Raw genomic sequence first — 23,909 nt, 5'->3', positions numbered from 1 at the left:
TGTGGTGACGGGCCGCTAGCCCGCAGCCACCTCTTCCGTCCGGTATGAATACATCTGCCGAACCACCTCCCTTCCGAAGTAGCAGCAGCCTAAGAAACCGTCGGCGCCCGATCAACCGCTTTTTCGGAAAGGGAGAGGGAGGCGAGCCGCGGCAGGCGGAGAGGATCTCGCGGTCGCCGGTGATCCTGCGGTGCTCAGAGGACGCTCCTGCGCCCCGCCGCGAAGTAGTGTCCCTCCGCCAGGTCCGCGAGCAGTCCCGGCTGCTCCGGCTTCCAGCCCAGGCGCCGGCGGGTCAGGGCGCTGGACGCGCGGAGGTCCAGGGCGGCGAAGTGGGCGATCCAGCCGAAGTGGGCGGCGGCCTCGGCCCGGGGTATCCGCACCACCGGCACGCCCAGGCCGCGGCCGATCTCGGTCGCGATGTCGTGCAGGGGTACGCCCTCGTCGTCGACGGCGTGGACGCGGGTGCCCGCGGCAGCCTCCTCCAGGGCGAGGCGGTAGAGGCGGGCCGCGTCCAGGCGGTGGACGGCCGGCCAGTGGTTGGTGCCCTCGTCGATCATCGCGGAGACGCCCTTCTCGCGGGCCGTGTCGATGAGCTTGGGTACGAAGGCGCCGTCCTCGGGACCGTGCACGGACGGCGGCAGCCGGACGACCGAGGCGCGGACGCCGTGGTCGGCGAGGGCGAGGGTGGCCTCCTCGGAGGGGACGCGGAAGGGGGCCACGGAGTCCGGGTGGGCCGGGTCCTCCTCGGTGGCGAGGATGCCGGGCTCGACCAGGAACGCCGAGGTCGTCACGAAGGGCTTGCCGGTGCCTTCGAGTACCGCGCCCATCGCCTCGATGGCGTGCAGGTCGATCACGCCCGAGGCGGCGATGTTCGAGAAGTCGTGCTTGAAGGCGGTGTGGATGACCCCGTCCGCCGCGTCCGCGCCGCGGCGCAGGCTGTCCAGGTCGTCCAGGTCACCCCGGTGCACCTGCGCCCCGGCCGCCCGCAGTGCCGCCGCGGAGCGGTCGGAGCGGGCCAGGCCGAGGACCTCGTGTCCCGCGCCGATGAGTTCACGGACGACGGCGGAACCGACGAAACCGCTGGCGCCGGTGACGAACACACGCATGCCGATGACCTCCAGGAAAAGGGGATTCGCGATGCCTCCAGCCTCCGGACCGGAAGTGCCCCGCGTCCAAAGCCTGTTTCGTATACGGCAATGCGATCTGGGCATCACCGCAGCTAGACTCACTGGATGGCCGACTCCCAGCCGATCCATCCCACCCGGCCGGTCCAGTCCACCCGGCCGACGCAGCCGGTCCAGCCCACCCAGGCGGTCCAGCCCGCGCCCCGCGCACAGCCACGCCAGCCGGTCCAGCCCTCCTGGCCGACGCAGCCGATCCGGCCCACGCAGGCGACCCAGCCGGCCCAACCCACCCAGCCCGCCCAGCCGATTCCCGTGGACCTCGATCTCCGGCTCGTGCGGTACTTCACCGTCGTCGCCGAGCACCGGCACTTCGGCCGTGCCGCCACCGCCCTGCACATCACCCAGCCGTCGCTGAGCCGTCAGGTGCAGCGGCTGGAGCGGGAGCTGGGGGCGCGTCTGCTGGACCGGACGCCGCAGGGCACGCGGCTGACCGAGGCGGGGGAGGCCTTCCTGCCGGAGGCCGAGGCGCTGCTGCGGGCGGCGGCGCAGGCGGCCGTACGCGCGCGTGCCGCCGCGCAGCCCCACCGGATCACGGTCGGCTACACCTCGGGCATCATCGTCACCCCGGCGGTACGGGCGGTACGGCACCGGCACCCGGACGCCGAGGTGCAGGCCACCCATCTGAGCTGGGACGACGTGCACCACGCCCTGCTCGACCGCCGGGTGGACGCGGTGGTGACCCGGCTGCCGTTCCGCACCGAGCGGCTGCGGGTGACGGTCCTCTACGACGAGCCGCGCGTGCTGATCGTGCCCCTCGACCATCGGCTGGCCGGCAAGGAGTCCGTCACCCTCGACGACATCGCAGACGAGCCGCTGCCCCGCACGGCGGACCCGGTGCGCAGCGCGTTCTGGCGGTTCGAGCCGCGTCCGGACGGGCGTCCGGCACCGGACGGGCCGCTCATCGAGGCGGTCGAGGACAAGTTCGAACTCGTGGCCTCCGGCGAGTCGTTGGCCGTGGCCGCGCAGTCCGTCGGCAGGATCCTGCGGCCCGACCTGACCATGGTCCCGCTGACCGGCGTCGAGCCGAGCCATGTCGTGGTGGCCACCCGCGCGGACGACCGCAGCCGCCTGGTGACGGCGTTCCGCAAGGCGGCGAAGGAGCACCTCACCCCGGACGCGTGATCGTCTCCAGGAGATTCGCCACGAGCGGGCTGTCGTCGTCCCGGCGCCAGGCCACCGCGACCACGGTCCGCGCGTCCGTCCCGGCGAGGGGCCGGAAGGCGACGTCCTTGAGCCGGATGCGGCGGGTGCTCGCCGGTGCGATCGAGACCCCGAGGCCGGCCTCGACGAGGGCGCAGACGGTCTGCCACTCGGTGGCGTGCTGGGCGATGCGCGGGGCGCACAGGGCGGTGATGCGGTCGTGGAGACCGGGGCCGGCCTCCCGGGGGAGCAGCACGAAGGGCGACCGGGCCAACTGGGCGGGATCCACCGCGCGTTGTGCCGCCAGGGGATGGGCGCGCGGCAGCACCGCCATGAGCGGCTCGGTCAGGACCGTACGGAAGGACAGGTCCGGGTCGGCGGGCGGGGGTTCGCGGACGAGGCCGACGTCGAGGGTGCCCTCGCGCAGGGCGGTCAGCTGGGGTGCGCTGGTCATCTCCCGGATGTCCAGCCGGACTTGCGGATACCGGTCGACGTACGCGCGCAGCAGCCCGGGCAGCAGGGTCAGGGCGAGGGAGGCGGCGAAGCCGAGGTGCAGGCTGCCGGTCCGGCCGGCCGCCGCCGCGCGGGCCGCCGCGAGGCCGTCGGTGAGGGTGGCGAGGGCCTGCCGGGCGGCGGGCAGGAGCTCCCGTCCGGCGGGGGTGAGGGCGACGGGTCCCGGCGGCCGTACGAAGAGGGGCGCGCCGACCTTGTCCTCCAGCCGCCGGATCTGCTGGCTCAGCGGCGGCTGGGCGATGCCGAGCCGTGCGGCGGCCCGACCGAAGTGCAGTTCCTCGGCGAGGACGACGAAGGCGTGGAGCTGGGGGAGGGGGAGTTCCGGTCGCCGGTCCATTTCCATATCCCCATGGATATCACTTCATCAATCACCCCCTATTAGACGTATAGTCCCAGCTCACCTACCGTTCCGCGCATGACGAAGCGACGCGCGATTCTCAGCGGTTCGGTGTTCGAGGAGCAGATCGGGTACGCCCGCGCCGTGGTCGACGGTGACTGGGTGCACGTCTCGGGGACGACCGGCTACGACTACACGACCATGACCCTCTCCGACGACGTGGTCGAGCAGGCCGAGCAGTGCCTGCGGAACATCGAGGCGGCCCTGGCGGAGGCCGGGAGCGGGTTCGAGGACGTCGTCCGGGTGCGCTACCTCCTGCCCGACCGCGCGGACTTCGAGCCGTGCTGGCCGGTGCTGCGGCGGGCGTTCGGGCAGGTGCGGCCCGCGGCGACGATGCTGATGTGCGGTCTTGCCGATCCTCGTATGAAGATCGAGATTGAGGTGTACGCGCGGCGGGGAAGTGGAGGACGTGTCTGATCTTCGTATGTCCGACCTGCGGATGGAGCCGGCCCGCGGCGACGCGATGCTCGAACAGTGGCGGTACGTCCACAACGCGATCGTCCCGGCCGACCCGCTGGGCCTTGACGCCGTGCGGGAGCGCAGCACGCGCTACCGGCTGGAGAACGCGTACGTCGGTGACGTGCTCGTCGGCTGCTCGACCGTGCGCCCGCCCGAGGGCGAGGACGCGGTGGCGACCGTCATCGCGCGCGTGCTGCCCGAGTACCGGCGGCGGGGCTACGGGACGGCGCTGTACGAGAACGGGCTCGCCCACGCGCGCGGGCTGGGCGCGAGGACGATCGAGACCTGTGTGCTGGCCGTCAACGAGGACGGTCTGCGCTTCGCCGGGAGACGGGGCTTCGTCGAGGTCGAGCGGTATGTGCTCGACGGCGAGAGCGACCTGTGGGTCGATCTCCGGCTGGCCTGAAAGATGCCGGCCACACGCCGATACAGGAGCGGCGTACAACGATTCCCCCAACTTGTGGGAACTCGGTGTGTGCTGCGTCACGTTCCAGTTAGATGATTGCAAGTGAGCGAACCGACGTGCCGTACGTACGGACGCAGCCTGCAGGGGGTCCGGGTGAGTGCTTCCAGGCGTAGTGGGACCACCGACGAGCTGGGGCCGGACGAGCCCGAGCAGCCCGACCAGCCCGAGCGGGACGGCGCGGATCTGCTCGCCGCCCTGCTCGACGGCATGGACGCGGCGCTGTGCGCCTTCGACGCGGACGGCGTCGTCACGCACTGGAACCGCGAGGCCGAGCGGATTCTGGGCTGGACCGCCGCCGAGGCGGTGGGGCGGCACGGCTTCGCCGGGTGGGCCGTGCGCGAGGCCGACGCCGAGGAGGTCGAGGGGCGGCTGCTGTCCGCGATGCGGGCCCCGGGGCGGCAGGTGCACGAGTTCGCGCTGCTGACCAAGGACGGCGGCCGGGTCCTCGTACGGACGCAGTCGGCGGCCGTACGCGGTCCGGACGGCAAGCCCGCCGGGGTGTACTGCGCCTTCAGCGAGGTGCACGCGCAGATCGACCTGGAGCGGTCGATCGCGCTGAGCGAGGCGCTGTTCGAGGACGCCAGCTGGGGTGTCGTGCTGGTGGACGCGGATCTGCGGCCGGCGGTGGTGAACGCGCACGCGGCGCGGGCGCTGGGCATCGGCCGTACGTCCGTGCTGGGGCGACCGCTGGGTGAGCTGCTCGCGCAGGGCGTGGAGGAGCTGGAGAGCGCGCTGACGCATGTGCTGGCGGAGGGCGCGCCGCCCGCTCCGGCCGAGATCTGGGTCAGCGTGCGCACGCCCGAGGGCGAGCAGCGGCGGTGCTGGCGGTGCGGGTTCGTGCGGCTGGCCTCGCCGCTGGCGGAGGAGCCGGTGCCGCTGGGCGTGGGCTGGCTGTTCAACGACATCACCACGGCCAAGCTGGCCGAGCAGGAGGCGTCCTTGCTGCGCTTCCGCGGCAACCAGCTGCACCGCGCGGCCCGTGCCGCCGCCGAGTGCGAGGACCCGGCCGAGGCGGCCACGGTCCATCTGGACTTCGCCCTCGCCGGCTTCGCCGACCACGCGCTGATCGACCGGGTGGCGGGGGACGGCGCGCTGGCCGACGGGGACTCGGACGTGCCGGTGCGCCTGGTGCGGGTCGCCGCGACCCCCTCCGGGGCGCCGGGACCGAGCCTGCTGACCGGGCAGGCCGGGCTGCCCGTCCGGTACGCGGAGGGGCATCCGGCGTTGCAGTGCGTGGAGCGGGTCGGTTCGGTGCGGGCGAGCGTGGGTTCGGTGCCGGCGGAACGGGCCCGGGAGTGGGCGACGGCCCGGCAGTGGCCCGAGGACGCGGTGCACGCCCTGTGCGCGGTGCTGCGCAGCCGGGGGCGCACGCTGGGGGCCGTGACGTTTCTGCGGGGGGCCGGGCGGAGCTCGTTCGAGCGCTCCGACGCGGCGTACGCGGAGGACGTGGCGATGAGGATCGCGGCGGCGCTGGATCTGGCGGGGGCGCTGCGGGGGTGACCCGCACCCCCGGCCCCGGCGGTCAGCGCCGGTAGAAGATCCGGTCCCCGTACTCCTCGAACACCCGCTCGTTCCACTCCAGGCCGCCGTCGACGTTCCCCGACCTCAGCATCGGTGGCTCCACGCCCCGCTCGGCCAGGGACGTCGCCGCCGTCGCCACCATGGCCTGCATCAGGGCCGAGGTCACGACCGTGGAGGCGGGGGCGAAGGGGGCCGGGACCGTGTCCAGGGTGAGTTCCGCGTCCCCGATGGCGATCTTGGAGTCGAGGACGACGTCGCAGTGGTCCTTGAGGTACGTGCCGGAGCTGTGCCGGGACCGCGTCTCCGAGGCGTACGCCACCGACGTCACGCCGATGACCTTCACTCCCCGCGCGCGGGCGCTCATCGCCATCTCCACCGGCAGCGCGTTGCGGCCGGAGAGGGAGATGATCACCAGGGCGTCGCCCGCGCGCAGCGGCGAGCAGTCGAGCGCGGCGCTCGCGAGGCCGTCGACGCGCTCCAGGGCGGAGCCGAGCGTGGCCGGCATGACGTCGACGCCGACCGCGCCCGGCACCACGAGGAGGTTCATCAGCGCGAGGCCGCCGGCCCGGTAGACGACGTCCTGCGCGGCGAGCGAGGAGTGCCCGGCGCCGAAGGCGAACAGCCGGCCGCCGGCGGCGACGGTGTCGGCGAGGAGCGTGCCGGCCGCGGCGACGGCCTCGGCCTCCTCGTCGCGTACCCGTTGCAGCAGGCCGATGGCGGCGTCGAGGAACCGGTCGGCGGGCGTGCCGTCGCTCATACGAACCCCTTCGGGATGGCTGTGTCGCGGATCACCGTGCGGTCTGGACCACTGCGGTGTCAATACGGCCGTACGCACGCCCCCGGAGGGGCGTCCCGCGGCGGTGCGGCGGTCCGCGAAACCAGCTCGTTTCACCGGCGCGGCACGGTTGTCAGTGCTATGCGTCAGAATTGGGCTCAGGGCCAGCGCACGCGCCGCGGAGTGGTCGCGCTTCCGGCAGAGCTAATCGAGGGGCACGAATGTCCGGACTGATCGACACCACGGAGATGTATCTCCGCACCATCCTCGAGCTGGAGGAGGAAGGTGTGGTCCCCATGCGCGCCCGGATCGCCGAGCGGCTCGACCAGAGCGGGCCGACCGTCTCCCAGACGGTGGCGCGGATGGAGCGGGACGGCCTGGTCTCCGTGGCGAGCGACCGGCATCTGGAGCTCACCGACGAGGGCCGCCGGCTGGCGACGCGCGTGATGCGCAAGCACCGCCTCGCCGAGTGCCTGCTCGTGGACGTGATCGGCCTGGAGTGGGAGCAGGTCCACGCCGAGGCCTGCCGCTGGGAGCACGTGATGAGCGAGGCCGTCGAGCGCCGCGTCCTGGAGCTGCTGCGCCACCCCACCGAGTCGCCGTACGGCAACCCCATCCCCGGCCTGGAGGAGCTCGGCGAGAAGGACGGCGCCGACCCCTTCCTCGACGAGGGCATGGTGTCGCTGGCCGACCTGGACCCGGGCGTCGACGGCAAGACGGTCGTGGTGCGCCGCATCGGCGAGCCCATCCAGACCGACGCGCAGCTGATGTACACGCTGCGCCGCGCGGGGGTGCAGCCCGGCTCGGTGGTGAGCGTGACGGAGTCGGCCGGCGGGGTGCTGGTGGGCAGCGGCGGCGAGGCCGCCGAGCTGGAGGCGGACGTCGCCTCGCACGTGTTCGTCGCCAAGCGCTGACCGGCGGAACCTTCCCCTTCGGCGGCCAACTGCCGTGTCTGAAGGGTCAGTTGTGGCGACCTGGGGATCTTGCCGCCGCGGGGTCGAGGGTGAGCCGATTCGAAGATTCAGTGCGTCGAATCGCAGCGCTCCGGCGCCCCGCGTGCAAGGCTGTCGCGTGAGGCATATGACCTGAGGGGGCCGGGATGATGTGCCGCAGACGGGTGGAGGGCCCCGGCGCCCTGTGGCGCCGGGGCCTGTCCTCCCCTGTGCTGACCCGGAGCCCCGAGCTCTCAGGGTCATTCCCCTCGGACCGATTTCCCCGAGCGGTCCGCCTCCCGCTGAAGATCTCCCCTCGGCAGCGACGATCAATCCTTGAGTGAGGTCACTCGAATGAGGGGTGTTGGCGGCGGAGGACGCGTTTTCGAATAGGCATTCGATACCCTTCGGGTGACACGCCGGGCGGAACGTGCGCTTCAGGGAGAGGCGGCGGCGCGACAGCGAGCACGTCAGGCAGGGCAAGGCAGACATGGTTCACAGGACCGGCCGGCTGAGCGGGAGCAACCGGTCCGAGCGGAGCTAGGGGGGTGCCAGGACCAATGGCGCGGCGCATCGACGTGACCGGGGCGGGCGGCGTACGCCTTGCCGCCTGGGAGTTCGGCGACCCTCCCAAGCCCGACCCGGCGGCGGGGCCGACCGAGCACGGCGTACGGGAGCAAGGCGGCACGGCCGGCCGACGGGCCGGGCAGCGGACCGTCCAGGGAGCCCTCGACCGCTCACCCGGCGTGCTGTTATTGCACGGCCTCATGGGCCGCGCCTCCCACTGGGCAGCCACCGCCCGCTGGCTGTCCGAGCGCCACCGGGCCGTCGCCCTCGACCAGCGCGGCCACGGCCGCAGCGACAAGCCCCCGCAGGCCGCCTTCACACGCGAGGCCTACGTCGAGGACGCCGAAGCGGCCCTTGAACAGCTCGGCCTCGGCCCGGCCGTCCTCATCGGCCACGCCATGGGCGCCCTGACCGCGTGGCAGCTCGCCGCGAAACGGCCCGACCTGGTCTCGGGCGTGATCATCTGCGACATGCGGGCCTCCGCCCTCGGAGCGGCCTCGCAGCGGGAGTGGGCCGACTGGTTCAAGTCCTGGCCCCTCCCCTTCGCCACCCTGGCCGACGTACGGAAGTGGTTCGGCGAGGACGATCCCTGGGTCGAGCGCCCGAACCCCGCCCGCGGCGAGTTCTACGCCGAGGTGATGGCCGAGTCACCGGACGGCTGGCGGCCCGTCTTCGAACCCGAGCAGATGCTGAAGTCCCGGGAGACCTGGGTCTTCGACGCGCACTGGGAGGAGCTCGCCCAGGTCCAGTGCCCCGCCCTGGTCGTCCGCGGCCTCGACGGCGAGCTCGGGCGGGCGGAGGCCCAGGAGATGGTCCGGGTGCTGCCACGGGGGGAGTACGCGGAGGTGGCCGACGCCGGACACCTGGTGCACTACGACCAGCCGGAGGCGTGGCGGGCGGCCATCAAGCCGTTCCTCGACCGGCTCACGGGGCCGGACGCGACGTAGGGATGCCTCACCCCTTGCTGACCGCCGCCAGGATCTCCGGCAGCCGCGCGGCCGTGCGCGGAGCCGCCAGCCGCAGCCCCGCCAGCGTGATCGCCGCCCCGTACAGCGCCCCCACCGGCAGCAGCACCCAGCTCCACCGGTCGCCGTCCCGCGCCACGTTCAGCCAGATCGTCAGCGTGATGACGGGGGCGCACAGCAGGGCGGCGGCGATCATGCCGCCGAAGATGGAGATCCAGGCAAGCCCGGTCTGCCCGGGGGCCACGTTCTTGTAGCCCTCCTGCGGGATGGAGTACGGAAAGCGGGCCGAGGTCCAGGCACCCGTCGCCAGCATCGCGCCGAGCAGGGCGAAGGACAGACCGAGCGCCTCGGGCAGCCTGGCCCAGTCGCCCAGCATCGCGGTCGTCACGACGGTCACGAGCGTCGCGTACGGCAGCGTGATCAGCAGCAGCGCCAGGGCCCGGCCACGCAGTTCGACGTACGCGTCCCGGGTCGAGGAGATGGTCATCGCCACCATCCAGAACGCCGAGGTGTCCTGACCGAACTGGTTGTACATCTGGATGCCGAGCATCCCCGCGGCGAAGCACGCGAAGTAGATCGAGCCGGTGCCCTGAAGGGCGTTGAAGACCGGGATGATCAGGCCGATCGCGAGCGAGGTCACCCACGCGGCCTTCGTCTTCGGGTCGCGCCAGATGTAGCGCAGACTGCGCTCGATCACGGTCCCCGTGCGCCCGGCCGGCAGCAGCCGTGCCGGCCCCGTCGAGGTCCGCTCGCGGGCGGCCGGCTCGGTGGCGGCCTGGAGCGTGGAACCGTCCGGCGAGATCATCAGCCGCGTCAGATGCCGCGACCAGAGACCGATCAGCGCCACCAACGCACCCGCGCTGATCGCGAGTTGGGCGAGGGCGACGCCGTACGCCCCCGAACTCGCCGCGTCCACCGCCCCGAGCGCGGACGCAGGCGGCACCCACCGCAGCACCTCGCCGACCGGGTCGAGCTGCTCCAGGCCGCTCGAACCCAGGCGTTGCACGCCGAAGTTGGCGAGCTGCGCGCCGACCGCGATCACCAGACCGCTGAGCACGGCCAGGTCCCGCCCTTTGCGGCTGGTCAGCAACCGGATGTTGGCGACGGCGACGGCCCGCGCGAGCGCCACGCACACCAGCAGCGCGAGCACCACCCCGACGACGGCGACGACGTACGCCACCGCGCCGTGCGCCACCGACACCGCGGAACCGATCAGCAGGCACAGCGTGAACACCGGCCCGATCCCCACCAGCGAGGCCGCGAGCAGCGCCCGCACCAGCGGCCGGGGCCGCAGCGGCAGCATCACCAGCCGCGTCGGATCGAGCGTCTCGTCGCCGCCGGGGAAGAACAGCGGCATCACCGCCCAGCCGAGCGCCAGCACCGCCACCAGCAGGACGACGACGGACATCGCGTGCGCGTTGCCCCGCAACGCGATCAGACCGAGCAGTTGCAGCGCCGCGAACAGCAGCGTGATGACGGCCGACGCGACGTACGCGGCCCGCCGGCCACCGGACTGCCGCAGCCCGTTGCGCAGCAGCGACAGCTTCAGCCGTACGACGACGGCGGTGACGTCGGCGCTCATCGCGCCGCCCCGCCGCCCAGCCAGTCCAGATCGGACCCGGCGTCCCGGGCGCTCGCCCCGACCAGCTCCAGGAACGCCTGTTGCAGCGAGGGCGCCGCCCCGCGCACCTCGGCGAGCGTGCCCTGGGCCCGGATGCGCCCGGCGGCCATCACCGCCACCCAGTCGCACAGCGACTCGACGAGCTCCATGACGTGGGAGGAGAAGACGACGGTGGCGCCGGAGGCGGTGTAGCGCTCCAGCACCCCGCGGATGGTCTGCGCGGACACCGGGTCGACGCCCTCGAACGGCTCGTCCAGGAAGAGGACTTCGGGGTTGTGGAGGAGCGCGGCGGCGAGCCCGATCTTCTTCCGCATACCGGTCGAGTAGTCGACGACCAGCTTGTGCTGGGCCCCGGCCAGGTCGAGGACGTCGAGCAGCTGCCCGGCCCGCTTGTCGACCTCGGCCCCGGGCAGCCCGCGCAACCGCCCGGAGTAGCCGAGGAGTTCGCGGCCCGAGAGCCGCTCGAAGAGCCGGAGCCCTTCCGGGAGGACCCCGATCCGGGCCTTGACCTCGACGGGGTCCCGCCAGACGTCGTGCCCGACGACCTCGACGGTGCCCTGATCGGGCCGCAGCAGCCCGGTGATCATGGAGAGGGTGGTGGTCTTCCCGGCGCCATTGGGCCCCACGAGCCCGATGAACTTCCCGGCGGGCAGTTCGAGATCGATCCCGGCAACGGCAACTTGCTGCCCGAATCGCTTCCAGAGCCCACGCACACTTACGGCCGACGTCATGGAAGCCAACCTATGAGGGGCGCGGGGAACCGCGCACGCTATCGATCCCGACCGCACGCATAGGCAAGCGGCGAGATCAACTCCTCGGCATCCGGCAGCCACCGATTCGCAGGCGTGGGCCGGCAAGCCCACTGAACAGCCCCGCGAGACCCGTACCGAGTAGGCGGAGCGGCGACATACGCGCCCTCGCCCAGCGCCACCAGATCCAAGGAAGAAGGCGCCCACCCGAGCTTCCGCACCAGCTCCGGCACCTTCACCGACGCCCCCGGCAACACGAAGAAGTGCATCCGGCGATCAGGCGACAAGGTCACCGGCCCGAGCGTCAGCTCCATCCGCTCCATACGGGCCAGCGCGAGGAACCCGGCCGTCTCCGGCACGGACACCGCGTCGAAGGTCCGCCCGGTCGGCAGCAGGATCGACGCCAGCGGCTGCTTCTGCCACAACCGGCGCGCGACCGTCGCACTGCCGGTGGCCTGCGTCGCCCAGTCGTCCCGCGCCGGGTGCGCGCCGGGTGCGGCGCACGCCGCGTCGCCGCAGGAGCAGTGCTGCACCCCGTCGACGGCTTCCAGCCAGGTGCCGGGGAAGACGTCCCAGTGGCGCTCCTCGGCGTAGCGTACGGCTGTCTCCAGCAGCGATTCGCCGCGCTGCTTCGGAATCTGAGCGGCTTCGGTGCCCGCGATCGTCTCTTCCACGATGAACACAACTCCCGCACCCACCTGGAGTTACGGGGGTAACGCGCGCGGGGGAGGGGCATCGATTCCGCATCTGGGGCGCATGGATGCACGTGTGGGGGCGCGCGGGAGGAACGACGGCGTGATCGGGGTAGCCAGCTGTGGGGGCGGCAACCGCCTTTACCCCGGCAATCCTCACAAGCCTCGCATTTTCGGTCGGTTCGCGGGGCATCGATCTTCACGGCCGGATTTTTTCGGTGGAAGACACGTCAACTCGGTGCGTGGGCAGGCACCGCAGCCACAGGGGGTACGCCATGGCCGCAAGGCCTCTCGTCGCGCGGCAGCCGAACGAACGGCTGCAGGCGCTCATCCAGGAAGCGGGTTGCTCGAACGCCGGGCTGGCCCGCCGCGTCAACATGTGCGGCGCCGAGCACGGCCTCGACCTGCGCTACGACAAGACGTCCGTGGCCCGCTGGCTGCGCGGTCAGCAGCCGCGGGGCCGGGCGCCGGCGATCATCGCCGAGGCCCTGGGCCGCAAGCTCGGCCGTACGGTCACGATCGACGAGATCGGCATGGCCAACGGCAAGAACCTCGCCTCGGGCGTGGGTCTCCAGTTCTCGCCGACCGTACTGGGGGCCATCGAGCAGGTCTGCGAGCTGTGGCGCAGTGACGTGGGGCGGCGGGACTTCCTGTCCGGCTCGTCCGTGGCCGCCTCCGCGCTCGTCGAGCCGAGCCGCGACTGGCTGATCTCCTCGCCGGACTCGCAGGTGGCGCGCTCGGCGGGGCCCCGGGTGGGGCAGTCGGACGTGGCCGCCGTCAAGGCGATGACCCAGGCCCTCGTCGACCTCGACCACCAGTACGGCAGCGGTCATGTGCGGCCGGTCGTCGTGCACTACCTCAACAGCGTGGTCTCCGGGCTGCTCGCCGGGTCCTACCGGGAGGCCGTCGGGCGGGAACTGTTCGCCGCCGTCGCGCGGTTGACGGAACTCGCCGGGTACATGGCCATCGACACCGGCCAACCGGGCCTCGCCCAGCGGTACTACATCCAGGCGCTGCGGCTCGCACAGGCCGCGGGCGACCGCGGGTACGGCGGATACGTCCTCGCCGCGTCCATGAGCCATCTCGCCGCACAGCTCGGAAATCCGCGGGAGATCGCGCAGTTGGCGCGGGCGGCGCAGGAAGGGGCGCGGGGGCGCGTGACGCCGCGCGCGGAGTCGATGTTCTACGCGGCCGAGGCGCGCGGGCACGCGCTGATGGGCGACGCGCGGGCGGCACAGACGGCCTCCGGGCGGGCGGTGCACGCCCTGGAGTCGGCGGACCCGGACTCCGGGGACGACCCGGCGTGGATCGCGCACTTCGACGAGGCCTACCTGGCCGACGAGTTGGCCCACTGCCACCGCGACCTCGGGCAGGCCGACGCGGCGGCGCGGCGGGCGCAGGAGTCGCTGGCGGGGCTGCCGGAGACGAAGGCGCGGCGCCGGGCCATCGGTTATGTCCTGCTGGCCACCGCCCAGGTGCAGCAGCGCGAGATCGAACAGGCCTGCCACACCGGGCTGAAGGCCGTGGAGCTCCTGGAGACCGTCCGGTCCAACCGCGGCGCCGAGTACCTCGACGACTTCCAGCAGCGCCTCGAACCCTTCCGGGACGAGCCTGTGGTAAGGGAGTTCGGGGCCCGGCTGGAGTTGCAGGCCGCCGCGTGAAACCAGGCGCCACGCTGGGGTGAACCCCCGGGAAACGACGGCAGTTGGGGTGAAAGGAGGGCGTACGGAGAGGTTGCGAGCCCGGTTCTGTTACCGCGGTCACAGGGATGCAGGTCACGTCCCGTGCTGCGTGGCACCGGGCTCGGGGGACCCGGTAGCGTGAGCCGACGATTCACAAGGTCCCCCATTAGTAGGAGTCCCGGTGACGCAGAGTGGACAGGGCGAGGAGCCCTCGTCGCGCGTGGCGCGCGAAGGCATCGTGCTGCCCTCGGACGGTGGCGAACCGCTGCTGCCGGGCATGACCGGCGTTCCCGCGGGCGGTCACATACCGACGCCCGCGCCCGCCGCACCGCCCGCGGCGCCGCCCGGTGCCCAGGCATGGGGCACCCCGTGGGGGCCCGACCAGCAGCCACCGGCCCCGCGGCAGCCGGGCCCGGGTGAGGGCTGGGGAGCGCCGCAGGGACAGCCGTGGGACGCCCCGCCGAACCCGTACCAGCCGCAGGACCAGGGCCAGGCCCCGTCCCCGTACCAGGCGCAGCCGCCCGGTTACGAGACCGACCAGCCCACCTCCTACTACCTGCCGCCGGTCGCCCAGACGCCGCCCGCGTCCCAGCCGCTGCCGCAGGAGAACACCCCGGCGCAGCCCTCCGGTTACGACGCCGATCAGGCGACCTCCTACTACCTGCCGCCCGCGTCCCAGCCGCTGCCGCAGGAGGGCGTCGCGGCGCAGTCGTCCGGCTTCGAGGCCGATCGGGCGACCTCGTACTATCTGCCGCCGCAGACGCCTGCCGCGCCCCCCGTCGACGAGGGCGCCACGCAGTACATCCCGCCGGTCGCGCCGGGGGCCCTGCCGCCCGAGATGCCCGCCGAGCGCACCCAGTTCCTGGGCCAGGCACCGCACGGTCAGGAACTCCACGGACAAGCGCCCCACGGCCAGGCGCCGCAGGCCCAGGCGGCCGGGCCGCTGCCGCCGGTCACGGGGCCGGACGCCGAGGCGACGCAGTTCATCGCGCCCGTGACCGGGCAGCACGGCGGGGAGCGGCAGCCGCCCGCCGAGTTCGACAACCTCTTCCGCAGCGCGGGCGAGGAGAACCCGGCCGGCGCCACACAGCAGCTGCCCCGCTTCGAGCCGGGGCAGGCCCAGCCGCAGCCGTCGTACATCCCGCCCGTCGGCACCGGGCGGCGGGCGGCGCAGGCGGACGAGCGGGACCGCAGCGGGCCCACCCGGTCGCGGGTGCCCGCCATCGCGGCCATCGGCATCGGTATCGCGGTGCTCGGCATCGGCGCGGGCGCGCTGATGGCGAGCGGTGGTGGCGGCGACAAGGGCGACGACAACACGCCCGTCTCCGCGACGGCCCCGGCGACCGGCTCCGCCTCCCCGTCCACCGACGCGGCGAAGGAGCAGGCGGTCGCCCTGGACAAGCTGCTCGCCGACAGCGGTGACAGCCGGGCGTCCGTGATCAGCGCGGTGGGCAATGTGAAGGCCTGCAAGGACCTCGGCCAGGCGGCCACCGACCTGCGCAGTGCCGCGACCCAGCGCAACGGCCTGGTCACCAGCCTGTCCGGGCTGTCCGTCGATCAGCTGCCGAACAACAGCGAGCTGACCACCGCCCTCACCAAGGCGTGGAAGGCGTCCGCGTCGGCCGACAACCACTACGCGGCCTGGGCGGACCAGGTCGCCGCCAACAAGAAGGGCTGCAAGAAGGGCCAGGCCCGCTCCACCCCGCAGACCCTGGCCGGCAACGCGGCGAGCGGCGAGGCGACCGCCCAGAAGAAGACGGCCGCCCGGCTGTGGAACGCGATCGCGAGGAAGTACGGCCTGACCGAGCGCACCTACACCCAGCTGTAGCCGCGGCGGCCGGGTGCGGCCGGGTCAGCCGACGTCGGCGTTCGACAGGGTCCTGCGGACGTCGGTGAAGCCCGGGTGCGCGGCCACGAGGCGGCCCTTGCGGACGACCTGGAGCGTCACGTCGGTGTTGACCAGGCGGGTCAGGCCGATGCCGGCGAGGCCGTTCTCGTACTCCCAGTTCAGGGTCGGGGTGAGGCCGCCGGTGCCGACCTTCAGGCCGCCGTCGAGGGCCCTGCGGATGGCCGTGCCGGTCAGCTCGCCGTCGCCGAGGGACTCCAGGACGGCCTTGAGGACGGTGTAGGCGATCCAGGTGGTCTGCACTCCGGCGTCCGCGGGGTCGATGCGGTTGTCGCCGAAGGCCTCCTTCTTGATCACCTGCTTCATGGCGTTCCAGCGCTTGTCGCTCGCGACCGGGTACCAGCTGGTGATGTACGACCCCTCGTACGGCCCGGCCTGGCCGCCGGAGGCGTCGATCACCGTCTGGTCGACGCTGCCGAGCACGGTGGCCGTGCGCACGGCCGGGTAGTCCTCGCGGGCGCGCCGGAAGGAGTCCATGAAGATGCCGGTGTGGTCGCCGAGGGCGGGTACGACACAGCCCTTCTTCGCCGGGTCGGTGGTCGTGTGCTTCAGCGCGCGCTCGGCCTGGGCGGAGTACTCGGTGGCGTCCTCGTCGGCCAGCTGGTCCGCGGCGGTGGCATGGCCGCCCGCCTCGAGCCCGGAGTCGATCATGGCGTGCAGCTCGTCGCCCGCGATGGAGTCGGGGCGGACCAGGGCGACGGGCCCGCAGGCGCCGGCGAGTTCCTCGCCGAGGCCGGCCAGCAGGCTGGGCTGGCCGCCGTTGACGGGGAAGGACAGCGGGCTCTCCAGCTCGGAGTTGGTGATGCCGTAGCCGCCCAGGTAGGGGATGTCGGCGCTCTCCAGGGTCGGGAAGAACGCGTCGCCGTGCTGGCTGTAGGAGCCGACGACCGCGACGACCCCCTCGTCCGCCGCGCGCTGGGCGCACTTGGCGGCGGTGACGGTGTCGTTCTGGTCGTTGCAGACCAGGACGGACAGCTTGCGGCCGTTGATGCCGCCGTGCGAGTTGACCCAGCGCGCGTAGGCCTGCGCGAGGGCGGGCATGCCGGGCTTGTTGGTCGCGTTCGTGTCCATCGGGGCCCAGGTCATGACCTTGATCGGGTCGTCCCCGGAGCCCCCCGTGACACCGGGGACGACCCCGCAGCCGGCTATGAGTGACGCACACCCCACCAGGGCCCCCGCCGCGAGGGCGGTGGCTCTGACGGGCCGCGCGAAGGTGGGGAGGAAGGTGGTGCGGGTGCGTCGCCTGCCGGTCATGGGCACACACGTTTCCGTCACACCGCCAACCTGGGAGTGACGTACGGTCAACGGCTGGTGACGTGCAGGTGAATTGCGGGGGTCGGTGAAGCCGGTGTGAGGGGGAACGTACGATCGATGACCGTGCAAGGTTCGGAGAACTCTTCCCGTCGCGGCCGTCGCTCATCCACCATGGGCGCTATGCCACTGAACGACATGCCGTGGTGGCGCTGGCGCAGCAATGTGCGCTCCGCGCTGCACATGCTCTCCGACCCAGGGTTCCAGCGGGACGTCTGGCTGGCCGGTGTCGAGGGGTACGGGGACGTCACCGACGCCGTGTACCGCCTCGTCGAGGACACCTGGCTGGACAACTGGTCCGCCGAGAAATACGTCGGCACGATCTTCCGGGACTCCCAGGAAGCGGCCCTCGTCGACACCGCCGTGCTGCGCGTGCTGCGCATCATGCACCAGGTCGGGCCGGACGCCCCGGTCTCCGTGTACATGGAGAACCCGGGCTGGCCGGAGGCGGTGCGGGCGGCGCGGGACGCGCATGTCCGCATGGCGACGGCCGACGGGGAGGACCCGGACGCCCCGCCGCGCACCCTGCACGTGCTCCAGATCATGACGCGGTCCGCGTGACGGACTCGGTCACTGCGTCTCCGGTGGATATGGGACCCTGTCCTGCATGAACGAGCAGTCCACCCGAGCCGCGGCGCCCGCCGAGCAGTACGTCCTCACCCTCTCCTGCCCCGACAAGCAGGGCATCGTGCACGCCGTGTCGAGCTACCTCTTCATGACCGGTTGCAACATCGAGGACAGCCAGCAGTTCGGCGACCACGACACGGGTCTGTTCTTCATGCGCGTCCACTTCTCGGCGGAGGCTCCGGTGACCGTGGACAAGCTGCGGGCCAGCTTCGCGGCGATCGGTGACTCCTTCCACATGGACTGGCAGATCAACCGGGCCGAGGACAAGATGCGGGTCGTGCTGATGGTCAGCAAGTTCGGGCACTGCCTGAACGACCTGCTGTTCCGCGCCCGGATCGGCGCGCTGCCGGTGGAGATCGCGGCCGTGGTGTCCAACCACACCGACTTCGCCGAGCTCGTGGGGTCGTACGGCATCCCCTTCCACCACATTCCGGTGACGAAGGAGACCAAGGCCGACGCGGAGGCGCGGCTGCTGGAGCTGGTGCGGGAGCAGGACGTCGAGCTGGTCGTGCTCGCCCGGTACATGCAGGTGCTCTCCGACGACCTGTGCAAGCAGCTCAGCGGGCGGATCATCAACATCCACCACTCGTTCCTGCCGAGCTTCAAGGGCGCGAAGCCGTATCACCAGGCTCATGCGCGCGGTGTGAAGCTGATCGGTGCGACCGCGCACTATGTGACGGCCGACCTCGACGAGGGGCCGATCATCGAGCAGGAGGTCGAGCGGGTGGGGCACGACGTCACGCCGGACCAGCTGGTCGCGATCGGGCGGGACGTGGAGTGCCAGGCGCTGGCGCGGGCCGTGAAGTGGCATGCGGAGCGGAGGATTCTGCTCAACGGGCGCCGCACGGTGGTGTTCGCCTGATCGCTCGGGGCATTGTGCCAGCGGCGAACGGAACCGCCCCTACATCCGGCTCAAGCTCGCCGCCGCGAACAGCACGTCCCTGATCGCCTCCCGGTCACCGACCTGACCCGCCGCCGCTTCCTCCGGTGACACATGGCCCGCCGCCAGCCGGCAGAACTCCACGCCGTCCAGCGCCACATGCGCCACCTCGTGCTCGGCGGAGCCCACCGCCGCCGGGGAGTCCAGAGGGATCAGCCACTCGCCGCCTCCCAGGCCCTCGATCTCCAGCCGCAGGCTGCGTCCCGGCTCGCCGGCGACGCTGAGGTGACGGCCGTGGCCGGGTGAGGCCAGCCCGTTCCGGCGCCGCGTGGCAAGCGCCGCGGGGAGCATCCGGGCCGCGAGGTCGATCATGCGGTTGAGGTGGCGTGGGGACGGGGGTTCGTACGGGTAGTCGACGGCCTCGGCGATGTCCTCCGCGTGGACCCAGCACTCGAAGGCGCGGTCCAGCATCGCGTCGTGCAGGGGGAGTTCGAAGTCGCCGTAGGGGACGGACAGCTTTCCGGCGCCGCCGCCCGTGAACGACACGGTGCGCACCAGGTCGTGGCTCTGCTCGCGCCACGGCGCGCGCACGGAACGGGTGGGCGGGAAGTGCGTGCCGCGCCAGTACGCCTCGGTGCGGGCCGTCGGCGTGGGCGTCTGCGCGGTGACGTCGCCCAGCGGGTCGTCGAGGCCCAGGGCCAGCGCGACCAGGCCGTCGACGGTCAGCAGGTGCGCGATGACGCCGGCGACGGTCGTACGGCGGCTCGTCGCCGTGTCGGCCTCGAACCAGCGCAGCCGCACGGGCGCGTGCCACTCCGCGTCGCCCATGTCGCGGAGCAGGGCGTCGAGGCGGGCGGTCTCGGCGTCGTACGGCATCGCCCACTCGGGGACGGGGATGCGGGGCGGGCGCCGGTCCAGGCAGCCCTCCAGGACGCGGGTACGCAGGCCCGGGTCCAGGTCGAGGCTCTCGGGCGGGTGGAGCAGCCCGACCGCCTCGCGCAGCCGCAACGCCTCGTCCGCGCAGGCGCCGCACCCGCCCAGGTGGTCCTCGACGGCGGCCGTCTCCTCCGCCGAGCAGGCGGCCAGCGCCCAGGCACCGAGGAGGGACTTCAGTACCCGGTGCTCCAGGACGAGCGGGGGCTTCGGGAGCTCCTCCAGCGAGGGCAGCGGCTGTCCGGTGTCCTCGACGGAGGCGCGGGGGAGCGGTATGCGGGGCGGCTGGTCGGGGTGGGCGGGGTCGGAGCCGGTGGCGGCACCGGGGCCGCCGGGCGTGCCGGGGCCGCCGGCGGCGGGTGGGGTGGTCCCGGGCCGCTCGTGGGTCCCGTGTCGCCCGTGGCCGCCGTGCCGATCGTCGCCCGGGTGTCCTGCGCCCGCTTCGCGCTCCTCCCGGTTCTCCCCGCCTCGCTCGCCTCCCTGGCCGTCCTGTTCGTCGTACGCCTCGAAGCGGTTCGCCTCGTTCACGCCGCACCCCCGTACCCCGGAGGGGCTCCGGGGGTGCCGGCGTCGTGGGCCGTGGAGAGCAGTTGCAGACCCAGGCGGAGGCGGCGGCGGGCCTCGTCCTCGGTGACGCCGAGGTCGGCCGCGGTCTGGCGGTAGTCGCGGCGCTGGAAGTAGGCCAGCTCCAGGGCGGCGCGCAGCGGGGTGGGCATGGACGTGACGATGTAGTCGGCGCGGGCGGCGACCGAGGCGTGGCGGACCTTGCGCTCCAGTTCCTCGGTGGAGCCGGGGCCGCCCTGGGCGAGGGCGGCGGTCTCGGTGGCGCGCAGGCGCTGCACGGCGAGGCGGTGGGTCAGCCCGGCCACCCAGGTGCGCAGCGGGCCCTGCTTGGGGTCGTAGGCGTCGGGGTGCTGCCAGACGTGGGCGAAGACCTCGCGGGTGATGCCGTCGGCGGCGCGCTCGTCGCCGAGGACGCGGTGGGCCAGGCCGTGCACCAGGGAGGCGAAGCGGTCGTAGAGCTCGCCGAGGGCTGCCGCCTCACCGCGTGCGAGCCGCTGCTGCATCTTGCGGTCCCAGCGGGGCGGTGCGTCCTTCTTCGCCATGCGACCCCCTCACCCTTTGCGCCTGCCCGTCATGTCGGGCGGGGCGCCCGTCAAGCCTGAACCCGCCGTCTCCTCGAATGTAGTCGGCACGTCTGACAGCGCACGCCCCTTTGTCGCAATGCGCGCCCCCCGGGGAGTGGGGGGTGATAGTGGACCTTCGCCTACCCCGCCGTTTCGTGCTCATCCCCGATCGAACAGGATCGAAGGCGACTAAAACAAGCCTCTTCTGATCAGTTTCCGTTTCCGGTGCTGGGTTTCAGGGAACCGCCCGTGGGCAGCCGCGCTGCAAGGAAGCGTAGGAATCGCTTCCGTTTCCGGCGAGCGAAGGGCGTGGTGGTGGCGTTCAACGTGACCGGCGACGAGCACGGGGACTGGGCCGTGCTGCGGGTGTCGGGCGAGCTGGACCTGGTGACGTCGCCGGTGCTGCGGCAGCGGGTGCACGACGCGGTGGCCGAGGGCCGTCACAGTCTCGTCCTGGACCTCTCGGAGGTCTTCTTCTGCGACTCCAGCGGCGTCGGCGTCCTCATCGCCGCCCGCCGGCTGATCCGCTCCTGCCAGGGCCGTCTGCGACTGATACTCCCGGCCCAGGGGGCGACGGAGGGGTCCCACGTCAACCGGGTGCTGGGTGCGCTGGGCGTACGGCGCCTCTTCGACGTCCACCTGGACCTGGACTCGGCGACGGAGGACGAGGCGGGACCGCTGTCGGCCTGAGGCAGCCGACGTGCGCCTTGGCCGCCGCGACGAACGCGTCGATCAGCGACATCGTGTCCCGTCGACGGATGTCCAACTCCGCGGCGTCGGCGCCCCGGTGCACGTCCGAGACCGCGTCGAAGACCTCCTGCGCGAGCAGCGCGACGTCGGGACTGCCGCTGAGCATGCGGACGCGGAACAGGGCCTCCTGGACCTCGGAGCGCAGATCGTACGAGCGGAGGCGGGCGTCCTTCGCCTCTTCCGCGGGACGGTTCTCGTGCGCGCAGAACCACCGGGTGACCAGCACCCGCCGGTAGCTCACCACCAGCCCCGCGTACGCGCAGTACGCGTCGAGCCGTTCCTGTCGCAGCCGCTCGTCCCGGGTGAACTCCTCTGCCCGGAGCCGGGTCCGCTGCTGGAAGAGATGCGTCACCCCCGCACCCAGCAGGGTCCCCAGAACCGCCACGACACTCGCCGCCACTGCCTCCATACGCACAGTGCACCCCCTTTCTGCCACACCGTTGTCCCGAAATTCCCCCGGTCTTGGCACAACCGCCGCTTTCCGCCGCCCGGACCCGGCCGCGCGTCGTACGCTCCGAGCGAGATGCACGAACGCACCCCCACGTGACGTTAGGCGGCGGGAAAAGACATGGTCAGCAGCGAGTACGAGCGCAGGATCGCCGCCCGGTTCGCCACTTTCGACCAGGACGGCAACGGCTACATCGACCGGGAGGACTTCAGCGCGGCGGCCAAGGCGCTGCTCGCGGAGTTCGGCACGGCGGCCCGGTCGGACAAGGGCCAGGCCCTGTACGGCGGCGCCGAGGCGTTCTGGCAGGGCATGGCGGGGATAGCGGACCGGGACGGCGATCAGCGCATCACCCGGGACGAGTTCGTGGGCGGTGCGGTCAAGCGGCTGCGGGACAACCCGGAACGGTTCGCCGAGATCGCCCGGCCCTTCCTGCACGCGGCCCTCGCCGTGGCCGACCGGGACGGCGACGGGACGGCCACCGTGGAGGACACCGCGCGCGTGCTCCGGGCCCTAGGTGCGGAGCAGGACGTCGCCGAAGCCGCTGCCACCGCCCTGGACGCCGACGGCGACGGGAAGATCGCCGAGGACGAGATCGTCCCCGCCTTCGCCCGCTACTTCACCGTGCCCGAATAGGGCGCCTTCGCCCGCTGCCTCGCCGTGCCCGCGCAGGGCTGCTGCGTCGTTTCACCGTTCCGGGACGGTGGAGCCCGCATAGCGTTCCCGCAGCTTGTACTTGAGTACCTTTCGCAGCGTCTCGTTGCGCGGAAGGGCGTCCACCACCTCCAGCCGTTCCGGCAGTTTGTGGACCGACAGCCCTTCCGTGCGCAGGTAGGACGTGAGGGCGGGCAGGGTCAACTCCGCAGCGCCAGGCCGCTGTTCCACCACCGCGCAGACCAACTCGCCCCGTTCCTCGTCCGGCAGCCCGACGACCGCCACGTCCGCCACCGCCGGGTGCGCGGCCAGCAGGTCCTCTATCTCCTTCGCCGAGATGTTCTCGCCCTTGCGGATGATCACGTCCTTCAGGCGGCCGGTGAGGACCAGATGCCCGGAGTCCGTGCGGAAGCCCAGGTCGCCGGTGCGCAGGAAGCCCTCCTCGTCGAAGGCCTCCGCGGTCTGCGCCGGGTCCAGATAGCCCTGGCACACGGCCTCGCCGCGCAGCCGCACCTCGCCGTCCACGATCCGTATCTCCATGCCCTCCGGCGGGCGCCCCTCGGTCGTCGCGAGGTTCTCCGCCGTGTCGTCCGGTGAGCCCATCGTGATCATCGGCACCTCGGTCATGCCGTAGCCATGGGTGAGCTGGACGCCCATCTCGCGCACGACCGCGTGGTAGACCTCCGGCGGCTTGGGCGCCCCGCCGCCCGCGAGGAGCCGGAGGGTGGGGATGACGGGGGTGCCCGGCTGCTTGCGCTGCTCGGCCAGGAACATCGAGTAGAACGCCGTCGACCCGCCCGCCACGGTCACCCCGTGCCTGCGGTACCCCTCCAGCGCGTCCGGCAGCGCGAACTGCTCGAACATCACCGCCGGGAAGCCGTACAGCAGCAGCATCACCGTGTAGTCGGGCCCCGCGATGTGCGCGTACGGGAAGGCCATCGAGCCCACGTCGGCCGCGGACAGGTGCAGGGCGTGGGCGAGGCAGGAGCCGCCGGCTATCAGAGAACGGTCGGTGTGCAGCACGCCCTTGGGGTCGGAGGTGGTGCCGGAGGTCCAGTAGATCCAGCGCACCGAGGTGCCCTCGGCGGGCGGGGCGGGCAGTACGGCCGGGTCGCCGTCGGGGAGGTCGTCGTAGGCCGTGAAGACGCCCTTCGCGCCGAGTCGCCGGGCCATCGCCGGGTAGTCGAAGCCCCGCCAGGTGCCCGGGGTCGCGAAGAACTCCGCCTTGGACTCCCGCAGCGCGAAGCCCACCTCGCGGTCGCGGTAGAAGGGGATGACCGGGGACTGGACGGCTCCGAGGCGGGCCAGGGCGAAGGAGAGCAGGGCCGTCTCGATGCGGGTGGGCAGTTGCCAGGCGACGACCGTGCCCGGACGTACGCCCCTGTCGTACAGGCCCGCCGCCACCCGCTCGGCACGCGTGCGCAGCTCCCCGAAGGTCAGGGTGCGGTCGTCCTGGAGGAGGACCGGGCGGTCGGGGGTGAGGGCGGCGCGGCGGGCGACCAGGTCCCAGAGGGTGCGGGCGGAACTCAGGGAGTGCGCGGTCTCGTTCACGGGTGCCCCCTGCTTGGCTGACGACTCGTCAGGTGCCATGCTATCTGACGATCCATCAGATA

At 72.4% G+C, this 23,909-nt stretch carries 23 protein-coding genes; 12 read left to right on the top strand and 11 right to left on the bottom strand.

Going from position 1 to position 23,909, the window contains the following annotated elements:
- Nucleotides 1-194: 194 nt before the first annotated feature.
- Nucleotides 195-1,106: an SDR family oxidoreductase gene (locus DI272_RS20590; protein WP_109496786.1), complete on the bottom strand. Its 912-nt coding sequence runs from the start codon at nt 1,104-1,106 to the stop codon at nt 195-197.
- Between the two features lie 126 nt (nt 1,107-1,232).
- Between DI272_RS20590 and DI272_RS20585 the strand changes: the two genes are divergently transcribed.
- A complete protein-coding gene (locus DI272_RS20585; RefSeq protein WP_109496785.1) occupies nt 1,233-2,306 on the top strand; it encodes a LysR family transcriptional regulator in 1,074 nt (357 codons plus the stop codon).
- Here DI272_RS20585 and DI272_RS20580 read toward each other — a convergent pair.
- A complete protein-coding gene (locus DI272_RS20580; protein WP_109496784.1) occupies nt 2,290-3,174 on the bottom strand; it encodes a LysR family transcriptional regulator in 885 nt (294 codons plus the stop codon). The genes DI272_RS20585 and DI272_RS20580 overlap by 17 nt on opposite strands.
- A gap of 78 nt (nt 3,175-3,252) precedes the next feature.
- On the opposite strand from DI272_RS20580, the gene DI272_RS20575 reads away from it, so the two are divergent.
- The 3 genes from DI272_RS20575 (at nt 3,253) to DI272_RS20565 (ending at nt 5,659) form a co-directional block, all read left to right on the top strand.
- Nucleotides 3,253-3,651 (top strand): RidA family protein, encoded by a 399-nt coding sequence (locus DI272_RS20575; protein ID WP_109496783.1) that lies wholly within the window; start codon nt 3,253-3,255, stop codon nt 3,649-3,651.
- A 7-nt stretch (nt 3,652-3,658) separates the two neighbouring features.
- Complete coding sequence (locus tag DI272_RS20570; protein WP_109496782.1) at nt 3,659-4,099, top strand: GNAT family N-acetyltransferase; 441 nt, start codon at nt 3,659-3,661, stop codon at nt 4,097-4,099.
- Nucleotides 4,100-4,252: 153 nt separating this feature from the next.
- Nucleotides 4,253-5,659, top strand: coding sequence for a PAS domain-containing protein (locus tag DI272_RS20565; protein ID WP_109500943.1), 1,407 nt, complete (start codon nt 4,253-4,255; stop codon nt 5,657-5,659).
- A gap of 22 nt (nt 5,660-5,681) precedes the next feature.
- Here DI272_RS20565 and DI272_RS20560 read toward each other — a convergent pair whose 3' ends face one another.
- Nucleotides 5,682-6,437 carry an SIS domain-containing protein gene (locus tag DI272_RS20560; RefSeq protein ID WP_109496781.1) on the bottom strand — a complete coding sequence of 252 codons (756 nt, stop codon included), beginning with the start codon at nt 6,435-6,437 and terminating at the stop codon, nt 5,682-5,684.
- Between the two features lie 239 nt (nt 6,438-6,676).
- Between DI272_RS20560 and DI272_RS20555 the strand changes: the two genes are divergently transcribed.
- Both DI272_RS20555 and DI272_RS20550 read left to right on the top strand, forming a co-directional pair.
- Nucleotides 6,677-7,369, top strand: coding sequence for a metal-dependent transcriptional regulator (locus DI272_RS20555; RefSeq protein ID WP_109496780.1), 693 nt, complete (start codon nt 6,677-6,679; stop codon nt 7,367-7,369).
- Between the two features lie 578 nt (nt 7,370-7,947).
- Entirely contained in the window at nt 7,948-8,901 is a 954-nt protein-coding gene (locus DI272_RS20550; protein WP_109496779.1) for an alpha/beta fold hydrolase, read from the top strand.
- Between the two features lie 7 nt (nt 8,902-8,908).
- Here the strand turns inward: DI272_RS20550 and DI272_RS20545 are convergent, their stop codons facing one another.
- From DI272_RS20545 to DI272_RS20535, 3 genes are read right to left on the bottom strand one after another with little or no spacing between them, the layout of a single operon-like run.
- Entirely contained in the window at nt 8,909-10,501 is a 1,593-nt protein-coding gene (locus DI272_RS20545) for a transporter (protein ID WP_109496778.1), read from the bottom strand.
- Nucleotides 10,498-11,271 carry an ABC transporter ATP-binding protein gene (locus tag DI272_RS20540; protein ID WP_109496777.1) on the bottom strand — a complete coding sequence of 258 codons (774 nt, stop codon included), beginning with the start codon at nt 11,269-11,271 and terminating at the stop codon, nt 10,498-10,500. Before DI272_RS20540 ends, DI272_RS20545 begins: the two co-directional genes overlap by 4 nt.
- Before the next feature lie 38 nt (nt 11,272-11,309).
- The gene (locus DI272_RS20535) at nt 11,310-11,972 is read right to left on the bottom strand and encodes a bifunctional DNA primase/polymerase (RefSeq protein WP_109496776.1); all 663 of its coding nucleotides are present in this window, start codon (nt 11,970-11,972) and stop codon (nt 11,310-11,312) included.
- A 284-nt stretch (nt 11,973-12,256) separates the two neighbouring features.
- On the opposite strand from DI272_RS20535, the gene DI272_RS20530 reads away from it, so the two are divergent.
- Both DI272_RS20530 and DI272_RS20525 read left to right on the top strand, forming a co-directional pair.
- Entirely contained in the window at nt 12,257-13,642 is a 1,386-nt protein-coding gene (locus DI272_RS20530; protein WP_109496775.1) for a transcriptional regulator, read from the top strand.
- Between the two features lie 202 nt (nt 13,643-13,844).
- Nucleotides 13,845-15,491 (top strand): hypothetical protein, encoded by a 1,647-nt coding sequence (locus DI272_RS20525; protein WP_109496774.1) that lies wholly within the window; start codon nt 13,845-13,847, stop codon nt 15,489-15,491.
- Between the two features lie 24 nt (nt 15,492-15,515).
- On the opposite strand, the gene DI272_RS20520 is transcribed toward DI272_RS20525, so the two are convergent.
- Nucleotides 15,516-16,823 carry an ABC transporter substrate-binding protein gene (locus tag DI272_RS20520; RefSeq protein WP_109496773.1) on the bottom strand — a complete coding sequence of 436 codons (1,308 nt, stop codon included), beginning with the start codon at nt 16,821-16,823 and terminating at the stop codon, nt 15,516-15,518.
- A 117-nt stretch (nt 16,824-16,940) separates the two neighbouring features.
- Between DI272_RS20520 and DI272_RS20515 the strand changes: the two genes are divergently transcribed.
- The gene (locus DI272_RS20515) at nt 16,941-17,441 is read left to right on the top strand and encodes a hypothetical protein (RefSeq protein ID WP_079310506.1); all 501 of its coding nucleotides are present in this window, start codon (nt 16,941-16,943) and stop codon (nt 17,439-17,441) included.
- A gap of 46 nt (nt 17,442-17,487) precedes the next feature.
- Nucleotides 17,488-18,369 carry a formyltetrahydrofolate deformylase gene (gene purU / locus DI272_RS20510; protein WP_109496772.1) on the top strand — a complete coding sequence of 294 codons (882 nt, stop codon included), beginning with the start codon at nt 17,488-17,490 and terminating at the stop codon, nt 18,367-18,369.
- Between the two features lie 39 nt (nt 18,370-18,408).
- Here purU and DI272_RS20505 read toward each other — a convergent pair whose 3' ends face one another.
- Nucleotides 18,409-19,848 carry a zf-HC2 domain-containing protein gene (locus DI272_RS20505; protein WP_375138053.1) on the bottom strand — a complete coding sequence of 480 codons (1,440 nt, stop codon included), beginning with the start codon at nt 19,846-19,848 and terminating at the stop codon, nt 18,409-18,411.
- Nucleotides 19,845-20,426, bottom strand: coding sequence for a sigma-70 family RNA polymerase sigma factor (locus tag DI272_RS20500; RefSeq protein ID WP_109496771.1), 582 nt, complete (start codon nt 20,424-20,426; stop codon nt 19,845-19,847). The genes DI272_RS20505 and DI272_RS20500 overlap by 4 nt, the downstream gene beginning before the upstream one ends.
- Nucleotides 20,427-20,756: 330 nt before the next feature.
- On the opposite strand from DI272_RS20500, the gene DI272_RS20495 reads away from it, so the two are divergent.
- A complete protein-coding gene (locus DI272_RS20495; protein ID WP_109496770.1) occupies nt 20,757-21,137 on the top strand; it encodes an STAS domain-containing protein in 381 nt (126 codons plus the stop codon).
- Here the strand turns inward: DI272_RS20495 and DI272_RS20490 are convergent.
- Nucleotides 21,037-21,606, bottom strand: a complete 570-nt coding sequence (locus DI272_RS20490) for a hypothetical protein (protein ID WP_181387257.1) — start codon at nt 21,604-21,606, stop codon at nt 21,037-21,039. The genes DI272_RS20495 and DI272_RS20490 overlap by 101 nt on opposite strands.
- A 159-nt stretch (nt 21,607-21,765) precedes the next feature.
- On the opposite strand from DI272_RS20490, the gene DI272_RS20485 reads away from it, so the two are divergent.
- On the top strand, nt 21,766-22,278 hold the full coding sequence (locus DI272_RS20485; protein ID WP_109496769.1) for an EF-hand domain-containing protein: 513 nt from the start codon (nt 21,766-21,768) through the stop codon (nt 22,276-22,278).
- A 51-nt stretch (nt 22,279-22,329) separates the two neighbouring features.
- Here DI272_RS20485 and DI272_RS20480 read toward each other — a convergent pair whose 3' ends face one another.
- Nucleotides 22,330-23,847 carry a class I adenylate-forming enzyme family protein gene (locus DI272_RS20480; protein ID WP_109496768.1) on the bottom strand — a complete coding sequence of 506 codons (1,518 nt, stop codon included), beginning with the start codon at nt 23,845-23,847 and terminating at the stop codon, nt 22,330-22,332.
- Nucleotides 23,848-23,909 lie beyond the last annotated feature (62 nt).

The sequence above is a fragment of the Streptomyces sp. Act143 genome, from assembly GCF_003143935.1.
Classification (GTDB): domain Bacteria; phylum Actinomycetota; class Actinomycetes; order Streptomycetales; family Streptomycetaceae; genus Streptomyces.
The sequence above is the reverse complement of the archived record's forward strand: the minus strand, read 5'-3'. Positions and strand labels throughout refer to the sequence as shown.